Raw genomic sequence first — 23,499 nt, forward strand, 5'->3', positions numbered from 1 at the left:
TGGATCAGCTTCTACCGTTTTCTCCTGTCTCCCCGCCCGTCTTCAAACGCCCATTGCGCAAATACAGTATTGCATCTCCATACTGCGCCACTTCCATGTCATGAGTAGCCATGACAATGGTCTGGTTCCAGTATTCTCCGGAGGCCCGAAGGAGCTTTACCACCAGCCGGGAGTTTTCCGAGTCCAGCTGTGCGGTAGGTTCGTCCGCAAAAATAACAGCCGGACGGTTTGCCAATGCTCTGGCTATCGCTACCCTCTGTTTTTCCCCTCCTGAAATTTCGCCTGGAAATACCCTGGATAGCCCGGCAATCCCCAGAGACTCCATTACCTCCCCGATATAAGCCTCATCCACCCGTTTTTTCTCCAGAATAACCGGCATAATGATATTTTCATATACCGTATATTCCGGCATCAGTGCACAATTCTGGTTGACAAAGCTCACCTTTTCTCTGCGGACTCGGGATAATTCCCGCTCCGACTTTCCAAAGGAAGAGATTCCATCCAGTATGACGATACCCTCTGTTGGCTTCTCCTGGAAACTGAGCATGTGCAGCAAGGTTGATTTTCCGGAACCACTGGGCCCGGTCACGACAGTAAAGCTGCCTTTTGCCATACTGACCGTGATCTGATCGAGGGCCTTGATAATCTGCCCGTCCCTGTGATAATACTTTCTCAGTTTTTCCGCCCGGACTAATTTTTCCATAAAAATCCCTCCATTTCGGAGTGTTACACGATGTCTCCTGGTTTTTCTTATGCCTTCCACCTCAGAGAGACTGTAAACTGTGTTCCCGGCTCTTTTCTCTTTGCCTCTATGGTTCCGTGATGGGCCTCCACTACCATCTTGGCAAGATTAAGTCCGATTCCAAACCCCTGCTGGTTCGCATTTGTCGCAGACCGGTAAAACCGATCGAATATATTTGGTAAATCTTCCTCCGCTATCCCAACCCCGTCATCTTCTACCAGGATTCTGGCGTAGCTGCCGGATGTCTCCAGGATTACCCGGACAGGCTCTTCTGTCTGGCTGTACATAAAGCAGTTTCGGATCAGATTTTCCAGAGCTTCCTTCATCCAGCTATAGTCAAGGGGAAAATAAACCGGTTCATCCGGAACCCGAAGCAAGAGCTCCTGCTTCGGATAAAACAGATCATGCTGCTCCTTAATATCGTTGAGCACCTTGCGGATATCCTGATTGTAAAACCGGTAGCCAGCGTCCCCTTTTTCCAGCTTGGCGATCTTTAACAGGACCCTGGTCAGGTCCACGATCTGCCCGCATTTATTTTCACAGGCGTCCAGATCCCTGATAATCGCCTCGTCCGTGGAATCCTCCTTGATAAATCCCAGGTTAAGCCCCACGCTGACAGCCGGATTTAAAATCTGATGGCAAATATTTTCCAGGAACAGATTGAACTGGTTCTGCTGCTTGCGGCCCTCCAGAATCCGTCTCTGGAAGATACGTTCCAGATGCCAGATAGCCTCCTGCACGCCATACAGGCTGTCTTTCTTTGTCAGCGGCCGCTTCCCGTCTCCTTTTTCCAGCTGTTCCATCCAGACGATCAGCTTGTTTTCCATAGCAATTCTCTGCCTGGCCTTCCAGTACAGCACCAGAAAAAGTGTCAGCCAGATAACGCAAATTGCCAGTATCCAGAGGAGCCAGGCGGGAAGGAGAATATTATTCCATTCCATCCTGCTTCGAAGCGAGCTGTCAAAGCCGCCCTGTTCCAGCAGTTCCCGGCCTTTTTGCTCCGCCTGATGATCACTGGTTTTCTCCAGAAGATAAGTAAGAACCCACGCTCTCTCTTCCTCAGTAAGCTTATTTTCCAGATTTCCCACTGCCGCACACAACTGCCTGTCCCGGAAGCGGTTCTGGCTGATCAGTCCCATCAGCAGACAGAGACCGGTGAGCAAAACTGCGGTGATCCAGATATATTTTTCCCTTTTCCAGTACATTCCTCATCCACCCTTTCATATGGGCTTCTAATCTACCCGGTGATTCCAGTAAAACCCCTCTCCGTATCTGGCTTCGATATACCCTTTTCCCTCCCATGTCCCCAACTTCTGACGGATATGTGTAATGTGCGTAGACAGTGTTCCGCTGCTTTTCGCACGATCTGCCGTATCCATAAAGCTCTGCAGGAGATAATCCTGAGATACAATCCGGCCTTTCGCGGTCATAATTGTCGTAGCAATGTTATATTCCTTTTTTGTCAGGACAACGGGTTTCAACTCCTTGTACATAACCTTTCTTGTCAGATCCAGCTTAATATCTCCGGAATAGTATACCTCTTTCGTTTCGCTGTCCCTCTTCCGCTTCACGGCCATCTGTATCCTGGCCCTCATCTCCTGCATCTTTGCTGTTTTTTCTATATAGTCGTCCGCTCCCCTCTGCAGGGCAAGAACCACATCTTCCTCTACTTTATTCGCAGTATTTACAAGGATCAGAGCACCCGGATTCAAATCACGGATCATCTGGCACAGGCTGAGTCCGGACCCGTCTTTCAGGCGGACATCTATGAGATACAGATAAAATCTTGTCTTTTTTACCAGCGGTACGGCCTCTTTCAATGTTTCGATTCCCGTACAGACGAAGTTTTCCTTTTCCAAAATTCGTATTAAGACCTTCTGTAATTCCTTGTCGTCTTCTATTACCAGTGCACGCATACGCTCACCCTTTCTTCGGCAGGCACACAGCAGGTTCCATATAAGCATTATAACACAGGAGACTGGCAAAATATGGATTATAACTTAGTTTAAGTTCTAATTTATTCTCGTCAGCTATTATTTCTACATACACTAAAAGCACTGAATCTTAATCGTGATCATGTTTTATCTGTATAACGTTTCTACCAATTAAATTCGTAAAAATACAAAACAAAGGCCACTACCGGAATATGAATACTTCACGGCAATGGCCCTTATGGGGAAATTAGATATTACTTACTTGATACTATATCTAGCAGGTATTTATCATCTATTTGCAACCATTCATTATTTATTAATCTGTAACACAATACAGATTTTACAGTGGATAAAAATACACATCTTCCAAGACATATTTATCAAGCGTTTTATCAAAGTAGCGGACTGTAGCGGAAATATATTTCCCATTATCTTCTATTCCAAATGAATAGATACTAGCGTTAAGTACAGTTACGCTATTCACGTACGCATGAATTGAATTAATCCATGTAAATACACGGGTTGAATCTTGCTGTGTAACATTCATTTCTACCCCAACCTTCCCGGAAGGGGCATCAGCACTCATATCAAAGGTTAACAACGCTTTTGTTGAAGCCTCTGCACAAGTAGCTCCTATACTACCGCAACAAATCATCAAACTAAGTAAGAAAACAAGTATTCTTTTAAATCTAAGTTTTTTCATAAAAATCCCCCTTCTTTACTAAATTATTAGTTTAATTTAAGTATAGAAGGCAAATCTTAAATTTTTCTTACTTTTTTCCATTTTTTATAACCGAGTTTGCGTAGATTAATATATTCATCAGAAATATAAGTAAGGTTACAGCACCAACATATTTTATTACTCCAAATGAATTCCTGACATACGAATAGTATCCCTTATATATTACAAAAGGCCAACGCTCGAATAATAAACAGGAAAAACCAAACGCAACCATAAGCAACCATAGAATTTGAATAAAATATATTATAAAATTATATACATCAATCTGCCGCACTGAAAAACCAACTTGTAACATTAAATCATGATTTATGTTTTTTCTATCTTTTATCATTTCTCTTGAACATACAATGTATAAAATAATAGAACTACTAAAGAGTAAAATTAGCCAACTTAGCCAGGATACAATTTGAGTTCGCTGCGCCTCCCTATCCTGCCAGTAAGAATCACTATATATTCTGGGATTTTCAGATAGAATTTTTTGTATTTGTTTATCAGTAGCAAGATAACGTGCACTTTTACTCAAAGTAATATAAAAACAAGAATATGTGTCCCGGAGTTCTGGATATAGCTCCCACATTAACTTTCTGCTGCAAATTATAGTAGGTATCATATTTCCAAGCTTTTCCATGACTCTATAATCTTCAAATTCTAAGATGGTTCCTCCGATTTTAACAGTTTTATTACCATACTCGTTCTGTAATTCAACTATTTCACCAGTCCAAGTGCTATTATTATCAGGGTACGCTAAAACAACCTCCTGTTCCTTGATAAAATCAGTAAAGTTAGTATCCTTTTCTAATAAACTATTTTCTACTTCTTCTACCAATTCTTCAGATTGATCAATTGCTATTATATTAACCTGTTGTACCTTTCCATCATTTAACTTTAATTTTAAATCTTCGTGCCAGCAGATCGCCTGGATTGAATCAATTCCATATACTTGTTTAAATTCATTATAAATATCAATATCTAATGGCTTTGCATTTCTATAAATATGTGTTGGAGAACTATTAATTAAGTAATCACAATAGTTTAATGAATCATTAGTTTTATAATATTCCCAGTGATCGACACCTATCTTACCAAGCGCAATTACAAATCCAAGCAGTAGGCCTGTCAACATTGTCATTTTTAAGTATTTTTTCCAATGACTGTATATTTCTCGTTTGATCAACCATGGCATAACATATTTGCATATTTTATTTTTTCTATTGACGAAAATATTCCTTTTAACAGGTCTATGAAAACACTTATTGACTGCCCATAATATTCCAGCTTTCATTCCCGCTGCTGAAATAGCTAATGCATATATATGTTGAAGTGCAATCCAAAGTAAATCATTTAATTCAGGAACCTTCAGGCAATCCAACCATATATATTGTATTACTATAATCATAAACAGATTGAGTATTATACTTATGATAACCCCTCTAAAAAATATATTTAATGTAATTCGATAAATATAGCTTGATAGCTCTCTATAGCCCATACCCAAATTATATAATACTATCATCTTTTGATATCTTTTTTGTAGAAATGTAACCAATCCTCCACATACCAATATAGCTAACAGTACGGTCCTCAGTATCGTAAAAGGATAACTATTTACTTGTTTCTCTGCCAGCAGATACTCGTTGCGGACCCACTGCTCACTGTTATTTTTATGAGAATAAACCAAATTGTCAAACACTGCACTTTCAACATCTATTTTCTCTAACTTTCCTAGAAACGTGGTTTGTTTGTTAGAAGGACTTGTTTCATTTCTAAATAAGATTCCCATAAGCATATCTTGCTTAAGATACGATTCTTGTGTGTTTGTGTTATAAATTCCGCATACCACAAATGTATTATGTATAGGTTTATTCCCATTGTTTTCTAATGTTAGAGAGATCATATCTCCAACCTCTATATTCTGAGACAATATACTACAGCCTGAAATTTCTAAGGCTATTTCATTTTTTTGTTCAGGCATACGCCCGTCAATAATCTGATACATTCCTAACAACTCCACGTCACCAGTAAAAGTTCCGCCGTAGCCTAATAGCACCCCATCATTGCTATATAGTTTTGTCTCTTGATTGATATAGAGTCGTTTTTGCATTAATGGAAAACTATCGACAAAATCTTTCGTGGGCTTGGACATATTCGTTACTGCAAAATCCCAACTTCCATAATGACTATATCTGATTTCACTTTGTATCTTAACACTTACTCTATGAAACATTGCCCATCCAGTAAACAAAAAAATAGCACAGGAAATAAGAGCAACCAGTAAAATGCTCTTATTTTTCCCATACCATATTTTTTTCCAGTAAGCATAATTGTTATTTTTCAATTCACAATTGTTCCCCCGGTAAATATAACTCTCCATCTTTTAAATGTATGATCTCATCCGCATATTGAGAAAGTTCCATATTATGAGTTACCATTAAAATAGTTTGGTTCCACATCTGTCCTGACACATGCAATAATTCTACAATTCTTCTAGAATTCTCAGAGTCCAACTGAGCAGTCGGTTCATCTGCAAATATTACTGCAGGTCTGTTGGCTAATGCTCTGGCAATCGCTACTCGCTGCATTTCTCCCCCAGAAAGTTCTATGGGAAACGCTTTCGCTATTTTTGTTATTCCCAATGAATCCATTAAAGCATCTATGAAATCTGTATTTACTATTTTATGACTTAGCATAATTGGCAGGATAATATTTTCAAATACTGTATACTCAGCAAATAGATCATAACTTTGAAAAACAAATCCAACTTTTTCTCTTCGTATTAGCTCTATTTCCCTATTCTTTTTTCCTGTAATTTCAATTCCATCAAGAATAACACGCCCCTCAGACGGACTATCCAGCGTACTTAAAAGTCTTAACAGAGTAGTTTTTCCTGATCCACTCGGTCCCACCACCGCCGTAAACTGTCCCTCTTCTATCTCCAGATTCACACGATACAACGCCTTAATCGTTTGTCTTCCTCTTTTATAATACTTTGTAAGATTTTCAGCTTTAACTACCGTGTTCATATCTTCTCTCCCATTACTTCTTATTTATATCGTAACTTTATTATAAAAATTGTTCCCTTTTGTTTTCTTTTTGCCATAATCTCACCATGGTGTGCCTCCACAACCATCTTTGCCATATTTAAACCAATACCAAAGCCATGCTGAAACTGATTAGTCTCTGAACGATAAAAGCGTTCAAATAGATGAGGGAAATCCTTTTCCTGGACACCGATACCTTCGTCTTCAATTACAATTCTTGCATAAACATCATCTATTGAAAGAGTAAGTATAACTGGCTCTTCTATCTGAGAATACAAAAAACAGTTTCGAATTATATTCTCTATAGCCTCTTTCAACCATTTTTCATCATATGCAACAATTATTGTCTCATTCGAATATAACACATTTAAACATGTATCTGGATTAAGTAATTGGTTATCTTCTTCAATTTTTTTCATTAATGTATTTAGGTCTTTACTTTTAAAATTGTATCCGGCTTCTCCTCGGTCCAATTTGGCTATTTGAAGTAGCGTCCTGGTTAACGTATCTATTTTACTGCATTGTCTGGAACAAATTCTCAGTTTAGCAACAGTTTCGGGATTTTCTGCATCTTCCTCTAAAACGCTCAAATTTAAACCAAGACTTGTCGCAGGCGTTAATATCTGATGACTGACATTCTCCATGAAAGTTACTGACTGCTCGTATCTCAACATCAGTTCTCTCCTTCTTCTTCGATAGCGATTATATAGCCTCCAGATAGCTTCCTGCAAATCGCTGCTGTCTGCATTCTCTAATAGCGGTCTCTTATATTTATTGTCAGCGTCAATAGATAAATTATCTATCCATTCAACTAGTATTTCTTTTTCTCTTTGCCTGTGCAAAGCGTTTCGCTGTAAGAGGTATATTATTAAGATCCAAGTCATTCCCATTGCTATGGTAAATGGAACTAAGATTGGAATCCAGAAATGTTTAAACTCTAAATATCTTATTATTCCAGGTGAGTAACCCCTGTCATCAAGATACGTCTTTCCGATATTCTGTAACGTCTTTACATTTTCATTAGATGCGGCCCTATCTGCAATAAGCTTGTCGATCTCATCTCCAGACAAATTCTCCTTTAATATAGCAACTTCACGATACAACAAGTTATTCTTGGATATTTCTATTGTGAATAAACATGCACAGATACATCCTAGTGTCATAACGAAACCAAGTATCCAAATAATATATTCCTTTTTCCAGAACATGGCCTATCCTCCTACTCTACTTTATGCATCCATCTAAATCCGACTCCATGTTTTGTCTCTATATAAGGTTTGCCATTCCAGTCTCCAAGTTTTTTTCGAATCCGGTTGATATGCACAAATACTGCATTCTTACCTTTAAAGTCATATTCAGTATCCATAAAATTTTCTAATATAAAGTCTGAAGTAATTATTCTGCCCTTTGCTGTAATAATAGCTGTCAAAATACTAAATTCCATTTTACCAAATTTAATAACCTGATTGTTTTTTATTACACTTTGTTTTTCTGTATCTATTTTTAAATCCGCTGTGTAAAAGACTCCTTTTGTTTCTCTTTCCTTTTTGTTTTTCACAGCTCTGTGAATCCTGGCACGCAGTTCTTTCATTTGGGGTGTCTTTCTGATATAATCGTCTGCTCCTTTTTCTAATGCCTGAACTGCCTTATCCTCTTCCTCGTTTACTGTATTAAATAATACCAAAGCATCCGGATCATTCTCTTTAATCATTTCGCACAATGAAAGGGATGAGCCGTCCGGCAATGTAACATCCAAAAGATAAAGATAAAACATTTGATTTTTAATAAGGTCTTTCGCCTCTTTAATTGTTCCTGCCCCTGTACATTGAAATCCTTCTCTATTTAAAATTTGCATTAAAATCTCTCTAAGATCAGTATTATCTTCCAAAATTAGTACACGCATCGCTATTCCTCCCTTTTTTTGTAGGTACCTAGTCATAACAATGGTAATTTTTGGTTATAAGTATATTGTAGCCTCAAATTGGTACTAAATTAAGTCATTTTATATTAAATCTTGATATAAATATAATTATTTTATATATTTACATTACATATAAAGTGAAATCTATTGATTGTTTAATTTACCGGAGGTGACCTTATGGCCCTGTTCAGAAGTTATTCCATCTATTTTTGGCTTCTTGTTCTGCTGCTGGAACTTATTCTATTGATCCGCAGCAAGCAAAATAAGAGGAGGCTAATCGAGAGCGGCCTTTTGTTTCTGGCGACGGTGCTGTTTCTGCTGTTCCTCTATGTTCCCAGAAAAATGGAGCTGCCGGCTGTTGAAGATAAAACTCGTCTTTATGTGGTGATACATGGAAACGAATACACGCCTTCACCGGAACAAGCCGATACCCTGTACCGGTTCCTGGAAGACAATGCGCGAACAAGCTATATCAGCTTTTTTGATATCCCCCTGTCGCTTCCCCCGGCTGTCAAGCACGCCTATGGAGATATCTGGCTTTATGAGGATTCCGATATACGATACCAGGGATATCATATACAACTGTACAGCGACAGCAGCTCCCAGCCCTATCTATGTACCATAGAAAAAGTTCCGGTTTCCGGATCAGTACGAAACCATAAAAGATTTTTAGTGGATTCCGCCTGGATCGCGGATTGGCTTTCTGACCTGCAAAATAATCCTTAAAATTGGAGGAAATAATAGAGTCATGCAGAAAATAATGATAATCGAAGATGACCCCGGCATCCGGGAAGAAATCACCTTTTTACTTGAAAATGAAGGATATCAGCCCCTTCCGATCACCGACTTTCAGGATGTAACCGGCCAGGTCAAAGAGGCGCAGCCCGACCTGGTTTTGCTGGACCTGGGCCTTCCGGGACGGGACGGCTTTACCCTGTGCGCCGCTATCCGCAAAATGTCCAGTCTGCCCATCATCGTAGTAACCAGCCGGGATACTGCGATGGACGAGCTTCAGGCGCTGAGTATGGGCAGCGATGATTTTATCGCAAAGCCCTATAACGTTCCGGTGCTTTTAGCCCGTATTAAGGCAGTTCTTAAGCGGAGCGGGACAGCCGCCGATGTTGATACAATAGAGACGAAAGGGCTCACGCTGGATCTGATGAAGGGTATAATCTCCCATGATGGCCAGTCTGCAGAACTGACACGGAATGAACTGCGGATTCTGTCCTGCCTCATGGGACGGCCGGATGAAATAGTCTCCCGGGCCGATCTGATTGAGTCTTTGTGGGACAGCCAGATCTATATTGACGACAACACGCTGAGTGTCAATATAACCCGGCTAAGAACAAAGCTTAATGACCTGGGGCTGCCGGATTATATTAAAACCCGTCGGGGAATGGGGTATCAGATATGACCATACGTGAATTTATCTCAGACAGGCTTGGCGGGCTGCTTCTGCATCTCATTTCCATGACCGCACTGACCGTATTTTTGCATTTTACCGGAACCGCCGGAGGGGTTATCACCTTAATCCTGATTGTGTGGGTGCTGGGTCTTGCTGTAACCCTCTCCGTTTCCTATTGGAAGGGTAACTCTCATTTGCAGGAACTTGCTTCCATTATAGACGGCCTTGACCAGAAGTATCTGTTTGCTGAATGTATCAAAAAACCTAAAACCTGTTATGAGAGGCACCTCTTTGACCTGCTTCGCCGGTCGGGCAAATCAATGATTGAGGCCGTGTCGGATGCAAGGGCGGACCAGCAGGAATACCGGGAATATATTGAGAGTTGGGTGCATGAAGTCAAGGCGCCGATCACTGCCGCAGGGCTGATCTGCCGGAATGCCGATCCTGAAATCCGCCGCAAACTCAGCCATGAGCTGGAGAGCATCAACGGCCATGTGGAGCGGGCGCTGTTCTATGCCAGGGCAAAGAGCCCGGAGAAAGATTTTATCATCCGTCCGTGCAGTCTTAAAGATCTCGTCACCACAGCAGTGGACAGCCACCGGGCGCTGCTGATTCAAAGCGGGGTCCGGGTAGAGCTGGAACAACTGGACTATCAAGTGTATACGGACAGCAAGTGGGCCACATTTATGCTGGGTCAGTTTATACAGAATTCTGTGCGCTATCAAAGTGAGAATCCGGTTATCACCTTTTCCGCCAAGCCCCTGGGGCAGCTTGTACAGTTGTATATACAGGATAATGGAATCGGCATACCGGAACACGAACTGCCCCGGATTTTTGACCGGGGCTTTACCGGCAGCAATGGACGGACACGGGGCGGTTCCACCGGCATGGGACTCTATATCTGCCGGAAGCTTGCTGCGCTTCTTTCCATAGAAATATCGGTTTCCTCCCATGAGGGGGCCGGCGTGCTCATCACGATAACGTTTCCCGCGAAAGAAAACCTTTCAAAAATGTAAGATACTTTCCTGTTAATTCGATACAACATGCTTTGCTGATGGGGTATGATTGCTTCATCAACAAAGCAGCGTTTAACGCTGAGGAATGGAAGGTAGAATAATGCTACAGGTACAAAACATAGAAAAATACTACGGCAGCAAAAATAATGTCACCAAGGCACTGGACCGGGTAAGCTTTGAGGTGCAGCGCGGCGAATTTATCGCTATTATGGGTGCTTCCGGCAGTGGTAAAACCACACTGCTCAACTGTATTTCCACCATCGACACTGTAAGCGCGGGCAATATCTTGCTGGACGGCGAAAATATTTCCGAACTTGGTCAAAGTGACCTGGCCCGATTCCGCAGAGAACGCCTTGGATTCGTGTTCCAGGACTATAATCTGCTGGATACCCTTACGATTGAGGAAAATATAGCCATTGCCCTGACAATTAATAAAGCGGATTCCCGCACCGTACAGGATAAGGTGAAGGCGGCGGCAAAGCAATTTGGAATTGAGGAAATTCTTTCTAAATTTCCCTATCAGGTATCCGGCGGCCAGAAACAGCGGGCGGCCTGCGCCCGGGCGATTGTGGCGGGACAGTCTTTGATTCTGGCAGATGAACCCACCGGTGCGCTGGATTCCAAGGCGTCCAAGAATCTGCTGGAAATCATGACCCGTATGAACCAGGATACCAGGGCAACGATCCTGATGGTGACCCACGACCCTTACAGCGCAAGCTACGCATCCCGGGTGCTTTTTTTGAAGGACGGCCGCCTGTTTAATGAGCTGATCCGCGGGCAGCGCAAGCGTCCCGCTTTCTATCATGAAATCCTGGATGTCCTCGCTCTGCTGGGAGGTGATATGAATGACGTTATCTAAGCTATCTCTGCGCAATGCAAAGCGTCAGGCGCAGGATTATCTGATTTACTTTATCACCATCGTCATGGCCGCCGCATTAATGTATGCGTTTAACGGACTTATTTTTTCCGGTGAAATCCGCAGTTTATCCAAAGTCCTTGACAGCCTTCCTCTGGTGATTGTGCTGGCAAGTATAGTAGTTGTATGTATCATCGGATGGCTGGTTTCTTATACCACTCGTTTCATGCTGTCAAAGCGCAGCCGGGAGCTTGGCACCTATATTCTCCTGGGGCTGGAAAATAAACAGGTGGCCCGCATATTCTTTCTGGAAAATCTGGTTGTGGGCGGCGTAGCCATCGTGATCGGCACGCTTCTGGGCAATTTGATCTATCAGGCGCTCCGGGCCGTTACTCTGACTCTGTTTGATGTCCCCTACACATTCAGTTTTCGTTTCTCCATTCAGGCTGTACTGCTCACTCTGCTGTATTTTGCGCTGATCTATCTCCTTGCCCTTCGAAAGAGCAGCAAGCGCATCAGGGCGATGAAAATATATGATCTGCTTTATCTGAACCGGCAGAATGAGAGTGAAACCATCAAAACCGACCGCGCCCGCAGAAAAGTATTTACCATATCTATCATCACTGGTATTCTTGGCACTGTGCTTTTGATGCTGCGGAGTCTGCCGACCGGAATCGTCGGCGCGGCTATGATTATCGTATTTCTCTACGGCTTTTTTATCAGCTTTTCCTCCGGTGTGCCAGGCTTTTTCAACAAGCGCCCTGGAAAGAAATACAAGGGTTTTAATCTGCTTGTTTTTCGTTTTCTTTCTTCCAAGCTAGCCTCCATGGGAGTTGTGATGGCTACCATTGCCGTTCTCTTTACCGCAACCCTCATTGCGGAGGGGAGCGGGATGCTCTTTCACTCTCTGTTTCAGCAGAGAAGCGAACAGACTACCTGTTTTGACCTGTTTATCGGGTCCACCGCGCAGGAAGAAGGTTATTTCGATGAGTATCTGGACTATATAGATACAACTATCCCTGTAACCCAGAATTACCGTTATGACGTTTATTTAGCCGATGACGCAAAGGTTCAGGACTATGTCAAGACAAAAACGGATTATATCGAGCTCTTTGAGAAAGATACGCTGATGTCTTTTCAGGATTACGCTACCCTGCGGGCCATGCTTGGATATTCTCCGGTGCAGCTGGAAGAGGGGCACTATATTGTTCACTGTATGGCCTATTTAAAGGATACCCTGACAGATTACCCTGACACCATAACAGCCGGAGGGCAGACCCTGTCCCGGGGAGGCCTTTATACGGAGAGTTTCACCCAGTCCCTGTGGGACGGCAACGGCAGAGGGTTTATTCTGGTTGTCCCCGATGAGGTACTGGCCGCGCAGCCGGTCAGTCACAGCATTTATGCGGCGATGACATCCGCACCGGTGAGCGAGGACGCTTACGAAGGATTGAGAGCCATCCGGGATGAAAAAGATACCTCCATAGGCGGCTATGATACTATTTTTTCAAAGGCAGCCCTGGAAAATGAAAACGCATCCATGTACGCGATGATCGTATTCCCTCTTTACTACCTTGCCCTGGTACTGACCATGGTGGCGGCCACCATCCTGTCCATCCAGCTGCTGAGCGAAAGCAAACGTTACAGGCATCACTATGATTTACTTCACAATCTGGGTATGGACAGCCGGGACATGAAACGGTCTCTGTTCCGCCAGTTCGCTATATTCTTCGCCATGCCCGCACTGCCGCCCCTGCTCATCAGCATCCCGTTTGTTCTGGCAACGGGCAGCGCCATGGACCCGGGCGTACTGACAAGCCCAGGTCATCTCTGGATGATTACCCTGACCATGCTTGCCATCTTCTTCGTCATCTATCTGGTCTATATCCTGGCGGCCTACACCAGCTTCAAGCGGAGTGTACTGCCGGAATAATGGTTCATATTTCATAGCTAATGACAAGATTCTAAAGAAGTCACATTAGAATTTTTACAGGTTTTTGTATGAAAACAAGTATCTAGAATAGATGAAATTGATTCTACGAGTTTATAATTATAAAATTTATCCGAACTTAACTGTAACACTAATAGGCTGATCAAAAACTAATAAACATAAAAGGGGTTGCCGCTTTATCGAATGAAAAATCGCTGATATGCTCCCTTCTAGGTAGACAAGTAAAATAATAAAAACCAGTTTCTTAGTAAAGAGATATTTATATCTAAAAAATATATCTACACAAGATAAGATAGTTACGATAAAAAGGTATTTGGATGGTCTGACAAGACAGCGGATACTTGCAAATGAGTTTGTTATATCACAAACTTCCGTTCAACAATGTATTACTAATTATGAAAGCATGGGGGAAGAAGCTTTTTTGATAGAACGCTACAAAGGTTATCCTACCGATTTGAAAAAACATGCGGTTTTGAATTATATGTCGTGCAAGGTATCTCAGACTGATATCTGCAAAAAGTAAAGTATAGCATCCGTTCAAAAAGCAAGCTGTAAAAGTGGATAAAGAAGCATAATAGTCATGAGGAACTGAAATCTTCTGGAACAGGGAGACATATCTCATAATTCTGGCAAAAAACTTTTTTGAAGGAAGCGAAGAAGTTGTAAAGTATTGTATTGCAAATGACTGCAATTATGCGTTGTCATCTGAAAAATATCGGTTGTCTTATTAGCGTCACGGAACTATTCCGCAAAATATGAATCCAGTGGAGTGGAAGCTTTAAGGGACAAGTGTGGGAAACGTAATGCCCCCAATGAAATGAATGAACTGGGAAACTGAAGATATAGAGAGCCTATTTTAATAAAGACATTTGAATAATTTGTAGAATAGTATTTCAGATAAATTATAAGCTGAAAAACAGTTTAATGAACATAAAAACTGCATGGTAAGTTGAGTATCTTTACAAGTGTTCAAAAAAGGAGATATTTAAATATAAAAGCTAAGCTGCTTTTATGTAGGATTGCTCTGTTCTTTCCAATTAGTATACCACTCTGACGAGTTTCTTTGCACTATGAGATAGCGCAACGTTATAATGCTTACTCGCAGAACATCTCTTTTCTAGATAGGCAGTAAAGGTTAAATTTCAATGGCAGATGTGCTTTGTTGTATTATATAGAGAGTAACTTAAGTATCGTGAACCACGTTTCTCCATATGAGAATACGACGAGAGCAGTTGGAAGATTATATGTTAATAGAGACATTCCGTTATTTAGGCAATTATTCTATCTGGATAAGCAATTTTGTTAAAATTTCATCGATAATCATGGCACACACATACTATTGATACCTAGAATAGTTAAGCTTGGAGCAATGATTTTATCCATGATGAGTTTTATTTCAGTTTCAATCTCACCAATTTCAGTAGTGCTTTCTTGAATGAGTTTTTGGTCTGCTTTAATTCCAGTGACTTTGCTGGCATACGAAAGGCGATAGAGGTTTTCGTAGCTCCATGAAAAAGGATTGCAGTGTCCTTTTACATAATGACCTTTAGAAGGCACTAATATAGAAGGTTTGTAGTCTGGTAAGGTATGTTATCGCCAATAACAGATGCACCTAGACCTTTATCTAAATGATAACTCAAGATATTTTTACTGAAGCGTCCGGTGTCAAGCCTTACTTTGGTTAAATCAACTGTAGTTGAATCAATTTTCTGATAGAGATCGTCAAAACATCTCGGTTATTGGCAATGGTGAACACTTTAAAGAGTACTTCGCCATCTGAGTTAGTGATAAAGCAATCATGCTTATCTTTAGTAGCATCAATACCTAAGTAGTAAATTATAGCTGTTCTCCTTTAAATGTATTTGATACTGTTTGGAACCCACAGGAAATCTCTGAGATTGTAACTTCGTTCTAAATAAACCGTCATGTGATATTCTAACTGATTAGCAAAATACAAAGAGACTGTGGTTGGAATCTCTCTAAAACCATCGAGTGGTAGAAGGTCGGAACCAATCAAAAAGTATAGCATACAGTCCTTGGATAGGGACATAAATACTACTACTTTATAATACAAGGAGGCGAGATTAGAACTGGTGCGCCATGAGTTAATATACCAGGAAACCAAAGAAAAGTATCAGGAGCATCTTTATCCGGTCAGTACATTATATAGTCTTGGAGGCGTTTCAAGGCCCCATATTATAAATGGGCTGAATAGAGAGGGCCCGGAAAATGAGCGAAAGACACAAAATCTCTAAAGAGATTGCGAAAATTCATGCCGCCTTCCCTAACATGGGGTATCGCTGTATCAGGTGCAAATTGGAATGTTATCACGGAATGAATGTAAATGATAAAAGAACTACGCCTGTGTTGTAAGTTAAATATCGAATCAACGAGAAAATATGCGAATAGTGGATATACAAGGCAGTCTGCAAATCTGTAGTACATGGCTGAAAATATACAGTTGTTGTAACAGAATTCCATTATTCTACGGGCATTGAAAAACACAAAGGTTATCTCATCTCAGTATCATACTGAATTTATATGAAGGAAGGATTGTATCCTAAATAATTCGTGACCAAAACCATACTATATTGATATTTAAATCATTCGATATCGCATTAGTACTCACCCAATTTTTCATGGTGACTGGAGATTCCAATATACTAACCGGATTTTTCATACAAATCTTGAAGCGACAGAATGACACAAAACATGTCCAGGATAGCAAAATGCGTCGATTATGGTCCAATGGAAGGATTCAGGGGGGATCATCAATTGCAAACGATACTATTGAAAACAGTTTACCAGTAGGGAAGCTATTGTTAAAATAATAGAGTATTATTTTGAGTATTATAATAAACAAAGTCTACAAAGAAACCTTGGAGTATTAGCACCTGTGAAAAAACATGAACTATATTTATAAGCATCATAAAAACTGCCATCTGAATTACCAGCTGGCAGAAAAACTTTATATTTTTTTCAATTGTCTACTAGACGGGGAACAGTTCACTTAGCGCGACTGCCCCCGTTCATAAAGATCTTCATCTGATATAATTATAAGAATGCACTTACTTCCCGCAATAAAACAAATATTAGATACATACTGAGCGCAATTTTATATTTATTTATACGATCTCGCTCACTACCATCCAAAAGATAAAACATGGTTTTAAATAAGTAAAAAACAATATAATATTTTACCGCCACCTCTACAAATAAAGCTATTTGGCCTTCCGAGACAGTCTTAATTGAAAACATAGGGAAAAGCCATTGAGAAATTGATATAAATTCACCATTTATAGTAAGTGCCAAATTAAGTAAGAAAATAGATAACGGTATATTTTTATTGCGATTCATATTAATCTCCACTTTACATTCTAATAAGGCAAATTACTCTCGTAATTAAAATGTTTCATATTAGCCACTTTAATTGTTCGAGCAGAATCTGCAAACGAATATAATCTTACATCTATTATGTAATAGGATATTGCTCCGTCACTTACTAAAGTCTGGTCAATATATGCTCTATAGTAAATATACGGCAATTCTTCGGTAGCTGCTGAAATTATACTCATAGCAAGAGAATAAATCACACCAGGATCTACTCCTGTAAAGTATGCACCTAATGCGGATGCAATGGCAGTTGCTGTCCAAGCAATAATCCTTGTATCGAATTCACGAACTATCATAGGAATTGGAGTGTTACCATTAACACTTTTATTTATATGACCAGTATATACATACTCCCTACCATTTTCAATACCTTTACTAATAACTGTTCCTGAATCATAAATTTCTCTAATAAGTATAGACTCCCCGCCGAATTCATTTCTTACAACTACCGTTTCAACTGTCTTTCCTTGCATTTCTTTTTTATCATGACTTATAACTTTTATATTTTGGTTAGATACTTCTGTTGCTCCAACTGCTGCAGGTGCAAGGAATGTAAAACTCATAATTATACTTAACGCTAAACAGATTATTTTGCTAATGATGTTCTTTTTCATATTCTTTCCTCCTTAATCTTATAAATTTATTTTTTTAGTTAAATTGTTTGTAATCTGTACATCGGATTCTCCCCCTTTCAATTACTTATTATCTGTATGTTTTAAATGTATATCTTATATCTTAAATTTTTCTTACACTTCCTCATTTTTTGGACGTTTTCAATGTATATGCTTTACGTTCTAATTTGAATACACATAAGGTATTTGTACTCCCAATATCTCTTTATTCTAACAACATTGAATTTGGGGATTATTTACTAACAACATCTACTCTTATCTTAAGATCAAATATAAAAACCGGCAGCCATAAAACTCTGCCGGTCCTCATATAACCACTTTATTTTCTATTCTACTATTACTTTCTCGTCTAGTTCTTCTCAACCCCCAGGGTTACATCTTCCCCGTTGATATTCCAGTCTTTCACATAGCCTTTCGTCTCTCCCAGAACCAGAGCATCCGCCATAACCTCGGAGAGGATCATCGCCTCGTTGGCTTTCAGGATTGCTTCCAGCTTCTCATTGCCGGATTCATATACCGTAATATGATCCATCACCTCGAAGCCGGCTTCCTTTCTCATGGTCTGGATCTTGCTGATCAGCTCTCTCACGAAACCTTCCTCGATCAGTTCCGGCGTCAGGTTCGTATCCAGCACAACCGTGATGCCTTTGTCGGAATCCGATACATAGCCTTCCATCTGGGCCGCCTCAATTAATAGATCTTCCTCTGTCAGGGCTTCCTCATTTCCGGCTACTGTAACCAGCAGTTTACCAGTTTCATTCAGCTCATCCATAGCCTTATTGCCGTCCAGAGCAGTGAGAACTTCTTTTACTTCATTTAAGTTCTTACCGAACCGCCGTCCCAGCGTCCGCAGCTGCGGCTTAAAGGAATAGGTGGTGAAATCTCTCACATCGGAGGTAAATAACACTGCTTTCACATTTAATTCATCGGCGATGATATCCTGGTAGAACTCAGAAAGTCCTTCCCCTTCCATCTTAACAAACATCCGGCTGATCGGCTGGCGGTTCTTGATGTTGGCCGTATTTCTGCAGGCACGGCCCAGCACCACGATTTCCAGAACTTTCTCCATATCCTCTTCCAGCTGTTTATCAATTCTTGACTGATCGCATGCCGGGAAATCGCACAGATGAATACTCTCCGGCGCATCCTTGTCGATGCTGCGCACCAGATTCTGGTATATGTCTTCTGTCATGAACGGAATCATCGGCGCCGCTGTCTTACACAGGGTTACCAATGCGGTATAGAGCGTCATATACGCATTGATCTTATCCTGCTCCATGCCCTTTGCCCAGAAACGTTCGCGGCAGCGTCTTACATACCAGTTGCTCATCTCATCCACGAAGTCCTGAAGGGCTCTCGCCGCCTCCGGAATCCGGTAATTATTCAGGTTTTCATCCACCGCGCCCACAACGGTATTCAGTCTGGACAGCAGCCATTTGTCCATCACGGACAGCTTGTCGTATTCCAAGCTGTATTTCGTAGCGTCAAACTGGTCGATATTAGCGTAAAGAACGAAAAACGCATAGGTGTTCCAGAGGGTTCCCATGAATTTACGCTGTCCCTCCATAACCGCCTTGCCGTGGAACCGGTTTGGCAGCCAGGGTGCGCTGTTGCTGTAGAAATACCAGCGGATTGCATCTGCCCCATATTCATTCAGCGCGTCAAAGGGGTCAACCGCATTTCCCTTGGACTTACTCATCTTCTGACCATTCTCATCCTGCACATGGCCCAGAACGATTACGTTCTTATAGGGGGCCTTATTAAAGATCAGCGTAGAGATCGCCAGCAGAGAATAAAACCATCCACGGGTCTGATCCACCGCTTCGGAAATAAAGTCGGCCGGGAACTGAGCGTCAAACAGCTCTTTATTTTCAAATGGATAGTGATGCTGCGCAAACGGCATGGAACCTGAGTCAAACCAGCAATCAATTACCTCCGGTACACGATGCATCTCTTTGCCGCAGACCGGACATTTGATCGTAACCGCGTCAATGTATGGACGGTGCAGCTCAATATCATCCGGACAGTTGTCCGACATAGATTTCAGTTCCTCGATACTGCCGATGGAGTGCTGATGTCCGCACTCACATTCCCAGATATTTAACGGGGTGCCCCAATAACGGTTCCGGCTCACGCCCCAGTCCTGAACATTTTCCAGCCAGTCGCCGAAACGTCCTTTGCCGATGCTCTCCGGAATCCAGTTAATGGTATTATTATTGCGGATCAGGTCCTCTTTTACATCGGTCATTTTGATAAACCAGGACTCTCTCGCATAGTAGATCAGCGGGGTATCACAGCGCCAGCAGAAGGGATAGCTGTGCTCGAACTTCAGGACTTTAAACAGCAGCCCTTTCTCTGCAAGCAGAGTCATTACCTTAGGATCGGCCTCCTTACAGAACAGTCCGGCCATATCGGTGCACTCCGGCTTCATGCAGCCCTTTTCATCCACCAGCTGCACGAAAGGCAGATCATAGCGGCGGCCCACTTTGGAGTCGTCCTCACCGAAAGCAGGAGCGATATGAACGATACCGGTACCGTCGGTCAGAGTTACGTAAGTGTCGCACACCACGTAAAAGGCTTTCTTTCCTTTTGTATCCGCATAGTCAAAGAGCGGTTCATATTCTTTATATTCCAGATCGGTACCCTTATAATGGTCCAGTACCTGATAGGTTCCTTCAATTACACTGAGAAGAGCCTCCGCCAGTACATAATATTCCGTCTTAACGGCAGTATCTTCTTCCCCTTCCTTAACAACGTTCCCCTTGTCATTGACAGAAACCTGTACTTTCACATAGGTTTCGTTGGGGTTGACGCAGAGCGCCACGTTGGAGGGCAGCGTCCACGGAGTCGTGGTCCATGCCAGGAAATACTCGTTCTCCGTGCCCTTCATACGGAATTTTGCGATTACAGATTTCTCCTTTACATCCTTATAGCCCTGAGCCACCTCGTGGCTGGACAGCGGGGTACCGCACCGCGGGCAGTAAGGCACAATCTTATAGCCTTTATAAAGCAGCCCCTTTTCCCAGATCTGCTTTAACGCCCACCACTCGGACTCAATAAAATTATTATCATAAGTGACATAGGGATTTTCCATATCGGCCCAAAAACCTACCGTTCCGGAAAAATCTTCCCACATCCCCTTGTATTTCCATACGCTTTCCTTACATTTCTCGATGAACGGCTCCAGACCATATTCCTCGATCTGCTCCTTTCCATCCAGGCCCAGGAGCTTTTCCACTTCCAGCTCCACCGGAAGTCCGTGGGTATCCCAGCCTGCCTTTCTCGGAACCATACACCCCTTCATGGTACGGTATCTGGGGATCATATCCTTAATGACACGGGTCAGCACATGGCCGATATGAGGCTTGCCGTTCGCGGTCGGCGGGCCGTCATAGAAAGTATAGGTCTCCCCCTCTTTTCTCGCGTCGATGCTCTTTTCAAAAATGTTGTTGTCTTCCCAGAATTTCTCGACCTTTTTTTCCCTGTCCACAAAATTCAGATTCGTTGACACCTTATTGTACATGTTGACATTCCATGCTCTTGTCCTGCCCCATGGCAGAACCGCTCATTCAGCCGGATGAAAGAGGTCTGAGCCTGCATGGCCTCCCTTTCCTTATTTTTTCTTCCACCGGATTGATTTTAAACAGTAGCCTATAAAATAAAAAACACCCCCATCCTAAACAGGATGAGGGCTTACATCTGCCGTCACAAAAACCACCTATTTAGAAGCATACAAATATATGCCCTCCGTATAACGGCGGAAGCCGGCACAACTTACTGTAAGTTCAGTCTGCAACTCGGGAGTGATTTTCAAAAACAGTCTCTGCTCCGGGCTTTCACCATCCCCGGCTCGCTTTGCCAGCCTGTCTGCTTTCTACTGTCTCCGTCCTCGTCTTTACCATCCTCTGCGGGCATTTTCAGCCGCAGACGGTTTCATTTCTTTAATATAGTATACTTATTTTCAAAAGTCAAGGCGGAAGAACCAGGGAAATGAGGCAGCCAGGCGTTTTGTTATCTGACGGATCAGCAGCCGGCTGCATGTATAGCAAAAGGCTGCACAGACAAGAATACTGACAAGACACTAGCTATTATGAAGGTAATTTGTTATAATCAGTGTGATCGGGCATTGGAATATATTTTATCGTTATTTTTAATAAGATTAGGGTGTCAAAACAGTGCTTTGCACCGTCTCTGTACCATACGTTGATGTGTAAACTTGTCTGCAATATCAATATATGGTAAGAGTATAGCACCAACGGTGCTTTAGACACCCTAATCTTGACAATATGTTCCGTTAAAACTTAAAATATTTTACAGCTACAGCCGCGCGGCATCTTAATTTACTCGGACCGTGCAGACACGAAAAGGGAGAAAGAAAATGAGTATAACAAGCGAAAACCTGACTCTTCTCACCGATTTTTATGAATTGACGATGATGCAGGGTTATTTCAAGAACGGCAATAATCATAAAGTAATCTTCGATATGTTTTACCGCAGCAATCCTTCCGGCAGCGGCTACGCGATCTGCGTCGGTCTGGAACAGGTCGTCGATTATGTAAAAAACCTGCACTTTGATGATGATGATATTTCCTATTTAAGGAGTCTTTCTATATTTGATGAGGAATTTCTGAGCTATCTGCGGAAATTCAAATTTACCGGCGACATTTACGCCGTTCCCGAAGGGACCGTGGTATTTCCCATGGAACCGTTGGTAAAAGTCATTGCACCGATTATGGAAGCCCAACTGGTGGAGACCGCGATTCTGACTATTGTCAACCATCAGAGTTTGATTGCCACCAAGGCTTCCCGGGTCTGTTTTGCGGCCAGAGGAGACGGAATCATGGAATTCGGCCTGCGCCGTGCCCAGGGACCGGATGCCGGTACTTACGGGGCCCGCGCGGCGGTCATCGGCGGCTGCATCGGTACAAGCAATGTCCTGTCCGCCAAACTGTTCGGGATGCCGGCCCTTGGCACTCACGCTCACAGCTGGATCATGAGTTTTGACGATGAGCTGACCGCGTTCCGGAAATACGCGGAGCTTTATCCGGATAATGTAACCCTCTTGGTGGATACCTATGATACCCTTCGCTCCGGTGTGCCCCATGCCATCCAGGTATTTGAGGAACTGAGAGATGCCGGCAAAATGCCGGCCCGCTACGGAATTCGTCTGGACAGCGGCGACCTGGCATATCTTTCCAAACGCGCAAAGAAAATGTTGGATGCGGCCGGTTTTTCCGAGGCTTCCATCTGTGCCTCCAGTGATCTGGACGAATATCTGATTGATTCCCTGAAAACGCAGGGTGCGGCAATCAACTCCTGGGGCGTGGGCACCAACCTGATTACCTCTCAGGACTGCCCGGCTTTTGGCGGGGTGTACAAGCTTGCTGCTGTAGAGAAAGATGGAAAATTCATTCCGAAGATCAAGATTTCCGAGAACCACAGCAAGATCACAAATCCGGGCAATAAAACAATCTACCGGGTTTACGACAAAGAAGAGCATAAAATTAAGGCCGATCTGATTTCCATGGTGGGTGAGAAATTTAACACCGACAATACTTTGCTGCTGTTTGATCCCATCGCCACCTGGAAGAAGACATATATGAAACCTGGCACCTATGAATTAAGAGAACTTCTGGTTCCTGTCTTCCTGAACGGGGAATGTGTATACCAGTCTCCATCAACTATGGATATCCGCACCTACTGCCAGGAAGAATTAAACACGCTCTGGGATGAGACCCGGCGTCTGGTCAATCCTCAGGAGGTGTATGTCGATCTCTCCAATGAGCTGTGGCAGGTAAAAAATCAGCTGCTTGACCGCACCAGCCTTCACTGAAATAGTGATTAAGGCACTGATATAAGATATAACATA

General features: G+C 42.3%; 17 protein-coding genes. 6 read left to right on the top strand and 11 right to left on the bottom strand.

All coding sequences use genetic code 11. The annotated features are described in order from the left end of the window. Positions 1-4: 4 nt before the first annotated feature. From ABCW47_RS11920 to ABCW47_RS11955, 8 genes are all read right to left on the bottom strand, one after another. Positions 5-703 carry an ABC transporter ATP-binding protein gene (locus ABCW47_RS11920; RefSeq protein ID WP_343210158.1) on the bottom strand — a complete coding sequence of 233 codons (699 nt, stop codon included), beginning with the start codon at positions 701-703 and terminating at the stop codon, positions 5-7. A 47-nt stretch (positions 704-750) separates the two neighbouring features. Then, entirely contained in the window at positions 751-1,947 is a 1,197-nt protein-coding gene (locus ABCW47_RS11925; RefSeq protein WP_343210159.1) for a sensor histidine kinase, read from the bottom strand. Positions 1,948-1,974: 27 nt separating this feature from the next. After that, on the bottom strand, positions 1,975-2,658 hold the full coding sequence (locus ABCW47_RS11930) for a response regulator transcription factor (RefSeq protein WP_343210160.1): 684 nt from the start codon (positions 2,656-2,658) through the stop codon (positions 1,975-1,977). 358 nt (positions 2,659-3,016) lie between these two features. Continuing rightward, positions 3,017-3,379, bottom strand: a complete 363-nt coding sequence (locus ABCW47_RS11935) for a hypothetical protein (RefSeq protein WP_343210161.1) — start codon at positions 3,377-3,379, stop codon at positions 3,017-3,019. Positions 3,380-3,446: 67 nt separating this feature from the next. Then, entirely contained in the window at positions 3,447-5,753 is a 2,307-nt protein-coding gene (locus ABCW47_RS11940; RefSeq protein WP_343210162.1) for a hypothetical protein, read from the bottom strand. 1 nt (position 5,754) lies between these two features. Further along, complete coding sequence (locus tag ABCW47_RS11945; RefSeq protein ID WP_343210163.1) at positions 5,755-6,438, bottom strand: ABC transporter ATP-binding protein; 684 nt, start codon at positions 6,436-6,438, stop codon at positions 5,755-5,757. Positions 6,439-6,458: 20 nt separating this feature from the next. Then, positions 6,459-7,664 carry a sensor histidine kinase gene (locus tag ABCW47_RS11950; protein ID WP_343210164.1) on the bottom strand — a complete coding sequence of 402 codons (1,206 nt, stop codon included), beginning with the start codon at positions 7,662-7,664 and terminating at the stop codon, positions 6,459-6,461. Positions 7,665-7,675: 11 nt separating this feature from the next. Then, positions 7,676-8,359, bottom strand: coding sequence for a response regulator transcription factor (locus ABCW47_RS11955; protein ID WP_343210165.1), 684 nt, complete (start codon positions 8,357-8,359; stop codon positions 7,676-7,678). A gap of 195 nt (positions 8,360-8,554) precedes the next feature. On the opposite strand from ABCW47_RS11955, the gene ABCW47_RS11960 reads away from it, so the two are divergent. The 5 genes from ABCW47_RS11960 (at position 8,555) to ABCW47_RS11980 (ending at position 13,587) form a co-directional block, all read left to right on the top strand. After that, positions 8,555-9,103, top strand: a complete 549-nt coding sequence (locus tag ABCW47_RS11960; protein ID WP_343210166.1) for a hypothetical protein — start codon at positions 8,555-8,557, stop codon at positions 9,101-9,103. Positions 9,104-9,125: 22 nt separating this feature from the next. Further along, a complete protein-coding gene (locus tag ABCW47_RS11965) occupies positions 9,126-9,791 on the top strand; it encodes a response regulator transcription factor (RefSeq protein WP_343210167.1) in 666 nt (221 codons plus the stop codon). After that, positions 9,788-10,798 carry a sensor histidine kinase gene (locus ABCW47_RS11970; protein WP_343210168.1) on the top strand — a complete coding sequence of 337 codons (1,011 nt, stop codon included), beginning with the start codon at positions 9,788-9,790 and terminating at the stop codon, positions 10,796-10,798. The genes ABCW47_RS11965 and ABCW47_RS11970 overlap by 4 nt, the downstream gene beginning before the upstream one ends. Before the next feature lie 100 nt (positions 10,799-10,898). Continuing rightward, positions 10,899-11,657 (top strand): ABC transporter ATP-binding protein, encoded by a 759-nt coding sequence (locus tag ABCW47_RS11975; RefSeq protein WP_343210169.1) that lies wholly within the window; start codon positions 10,899-10,901, stop codon positions 11,655-11,657. After that, entirely contained in the window at positions 11,644-13,587 is a 1,944-nt protein-coding gene (locus ABCW47_RS11980) for an ABC transporter permease (protein WP_343210170.1), read from the top strand. The genes ABCW47_RS11975 and ABCW47_RS11980 overlap by 14 nt, the downstream gene beginning before the upstream one ends. Before the next feature lie 3,072 nt (positions 13,588-16,659). Here ABCW47_RS11980 and ABCW47_RS11985 read toward each other — a convergent pair. From ABCW47_RS11985 to ileS, 3 genes are all read right to left on the bottom strand, one after another. Then, on the bottom strand, positions 16,660-16,962 hold the full coding sequence (locus ABCW47_RS11985; RefSeq protein ID WP_343210171.1) for a hypothetical protein: 303 nt from the start codon (positions 16,960-16,962) through the stop codon (positions 16,660-16,662). A gap of 20 nt (positions 16,963-16,982) precedes the next feature. Further along, a complete protein-coding gene (locus ABCW47_RS11990; protein WP_343210172.1) occupies positions 16,983-17,612 on the bottom strand; it encodes a hypothetical protein in 630 nt (209 codons plus the stop codon). Between the two features lie 367 nt (positions 17,613-17,979). Next, positions 17,980-21,153 (bottom strand): isoleucine--tRNA ligase, encoded by a 3,174-nt coding sequence (gene ileS, locus ABCW47_RS11995; RefSeq protein ID WP_343210173.1) that lies wholly within the window; start codon positions 21,151-21,153, stop codon positions 17,980-17,982. Positions 21,154-22,014: 861 nt separating this feature from the next. Here ileS and ABCW47_RS12000 point away from each other — a divergent pair. After that, the gene (locus ABCW47_RS12000) at positions 22,015-23,463 is read left to right on the top strand and encodes a nicotinate phosphoribosyltransferase (protein ID WP_343210245.1); all 1,449 of its coding nucleotides are present in this window, start codon (positions 22,015-22,017) and stop codon (positions 23,461-23,463) included. The last annotated feature ends 36 nt before the right edge of the window (positions 23,464-23,499 follow it).

Origin of the sequence: Anaerolentibacter hominis (assembly GCF_032380675.1) — a bacterium.
Classification (GTDB): Bacteria; Bacillota; Clostridia; order Lachnospirales; family Lachnospiraceae; genus Anaerolentibacter; species Anaerolentibacter hominis.

Coding starts and splice junctions, on each gene's coding strand:
- ABCW47_RS11920 (WP_343210158.1), bottom strand. CDS start 703: ATGGAAAAATTAGTCCGGGCGGAAAAACTGAGAAAGTATTATCACAGG.
- ABCW47_RS11925 (WP_343210159.1), bottom strand. CDS start 1,947: ATGTACTGGAAAAGGGAAAAATATATCTGGATCACCGCAGTTTTGCTC.
- ABCW47_RS11930 (WP_343210160.1), bottom strand. CDS start 2,658: ATGCGTGCACTGGTAATAGAAGACGACAAGGAATTACAGAAGGTCTTA.
- ABCW47_RS11935 (WP_343210161.1), bottom strand. CDS start 3,379: ATGAAAAAACTTAGATTTAAAAGAATACTTGTTTTCTTACTTAGTTTG.
- ABCW47_RS11945 (WP_343210163.1), bottom strand. CDS start 6,438: ATGAACACGGTAGTTAAAGCTGAAAATCTTACAAAGTATTATAAAAGA.
- ABCW47_RS11950 (WP_343210164.1), bottom strand. CDS start 7,664: ATGTTCTGGAAAAAGGAATATATTATTTGGATACTTGGTTTCGTTATG.
- ABCW47_RS11955 (WP_343210165.1), bottom strand. CDS start 8,359: ATGCGTGTACTAATTTTGGAAGATAATACTGATCTTAGAGAGATTTTA.
- ABCW47_RS11960 (WP_343210166.1), top strand. CDS start 8,555: ATGGCCCTGTTCAGAAGTTATTCCATCTATTTTTGGCTTCTTGTTCTG.
- ABCW47_RS11965 (WP_343210167.1), top strand. CDS start 9,126: ATGCAGAAAATAATGATAATCGAAGATGACCCCGGCATCCGGGAAGAA.
- ABCW47_RS11970 (WP_343210168.1), top strand. CDS start 9,788: ATGACCATACGTGAATTTATCTCAGACAGGCTTGGCGGGCTGCTTCTG.
- ABCW47_RS11975 (WP_343210169.1), top strand. CDS start 10,899: ATGCTACAGGTACAAAACATAGAAAAATACTACGGCAGCAAAAATAAT.
- ABCW47_RS11980 (WP_343210170.1), top strand. CDS start 11,644: ATGACGTTATCTAAGCTATCTCTGCGCAATGCAAAGCGTCAGGCGCAG.
- ABCW47_RS11985 (WP_343210171.1), bottom strand. CDS start 16,962: ATGAATCGCAATAAAAATATACCGTTATCTATTTTCTTACTTAATTTG.
- ABCW47_RS11990 (WP_343210172.1), bottom strand. CDS start 17,612: ATGAAAAAGAACATCATTAGCAAAATAATCTGTTTAGCGTTAAGTATA.
- ileS (WP_343210173.1), bottom strand. CDS start 21,153: ATGTACAATAAGGTGTCAACGAATCTGAATTTTGTGGACAGGGAAAAA.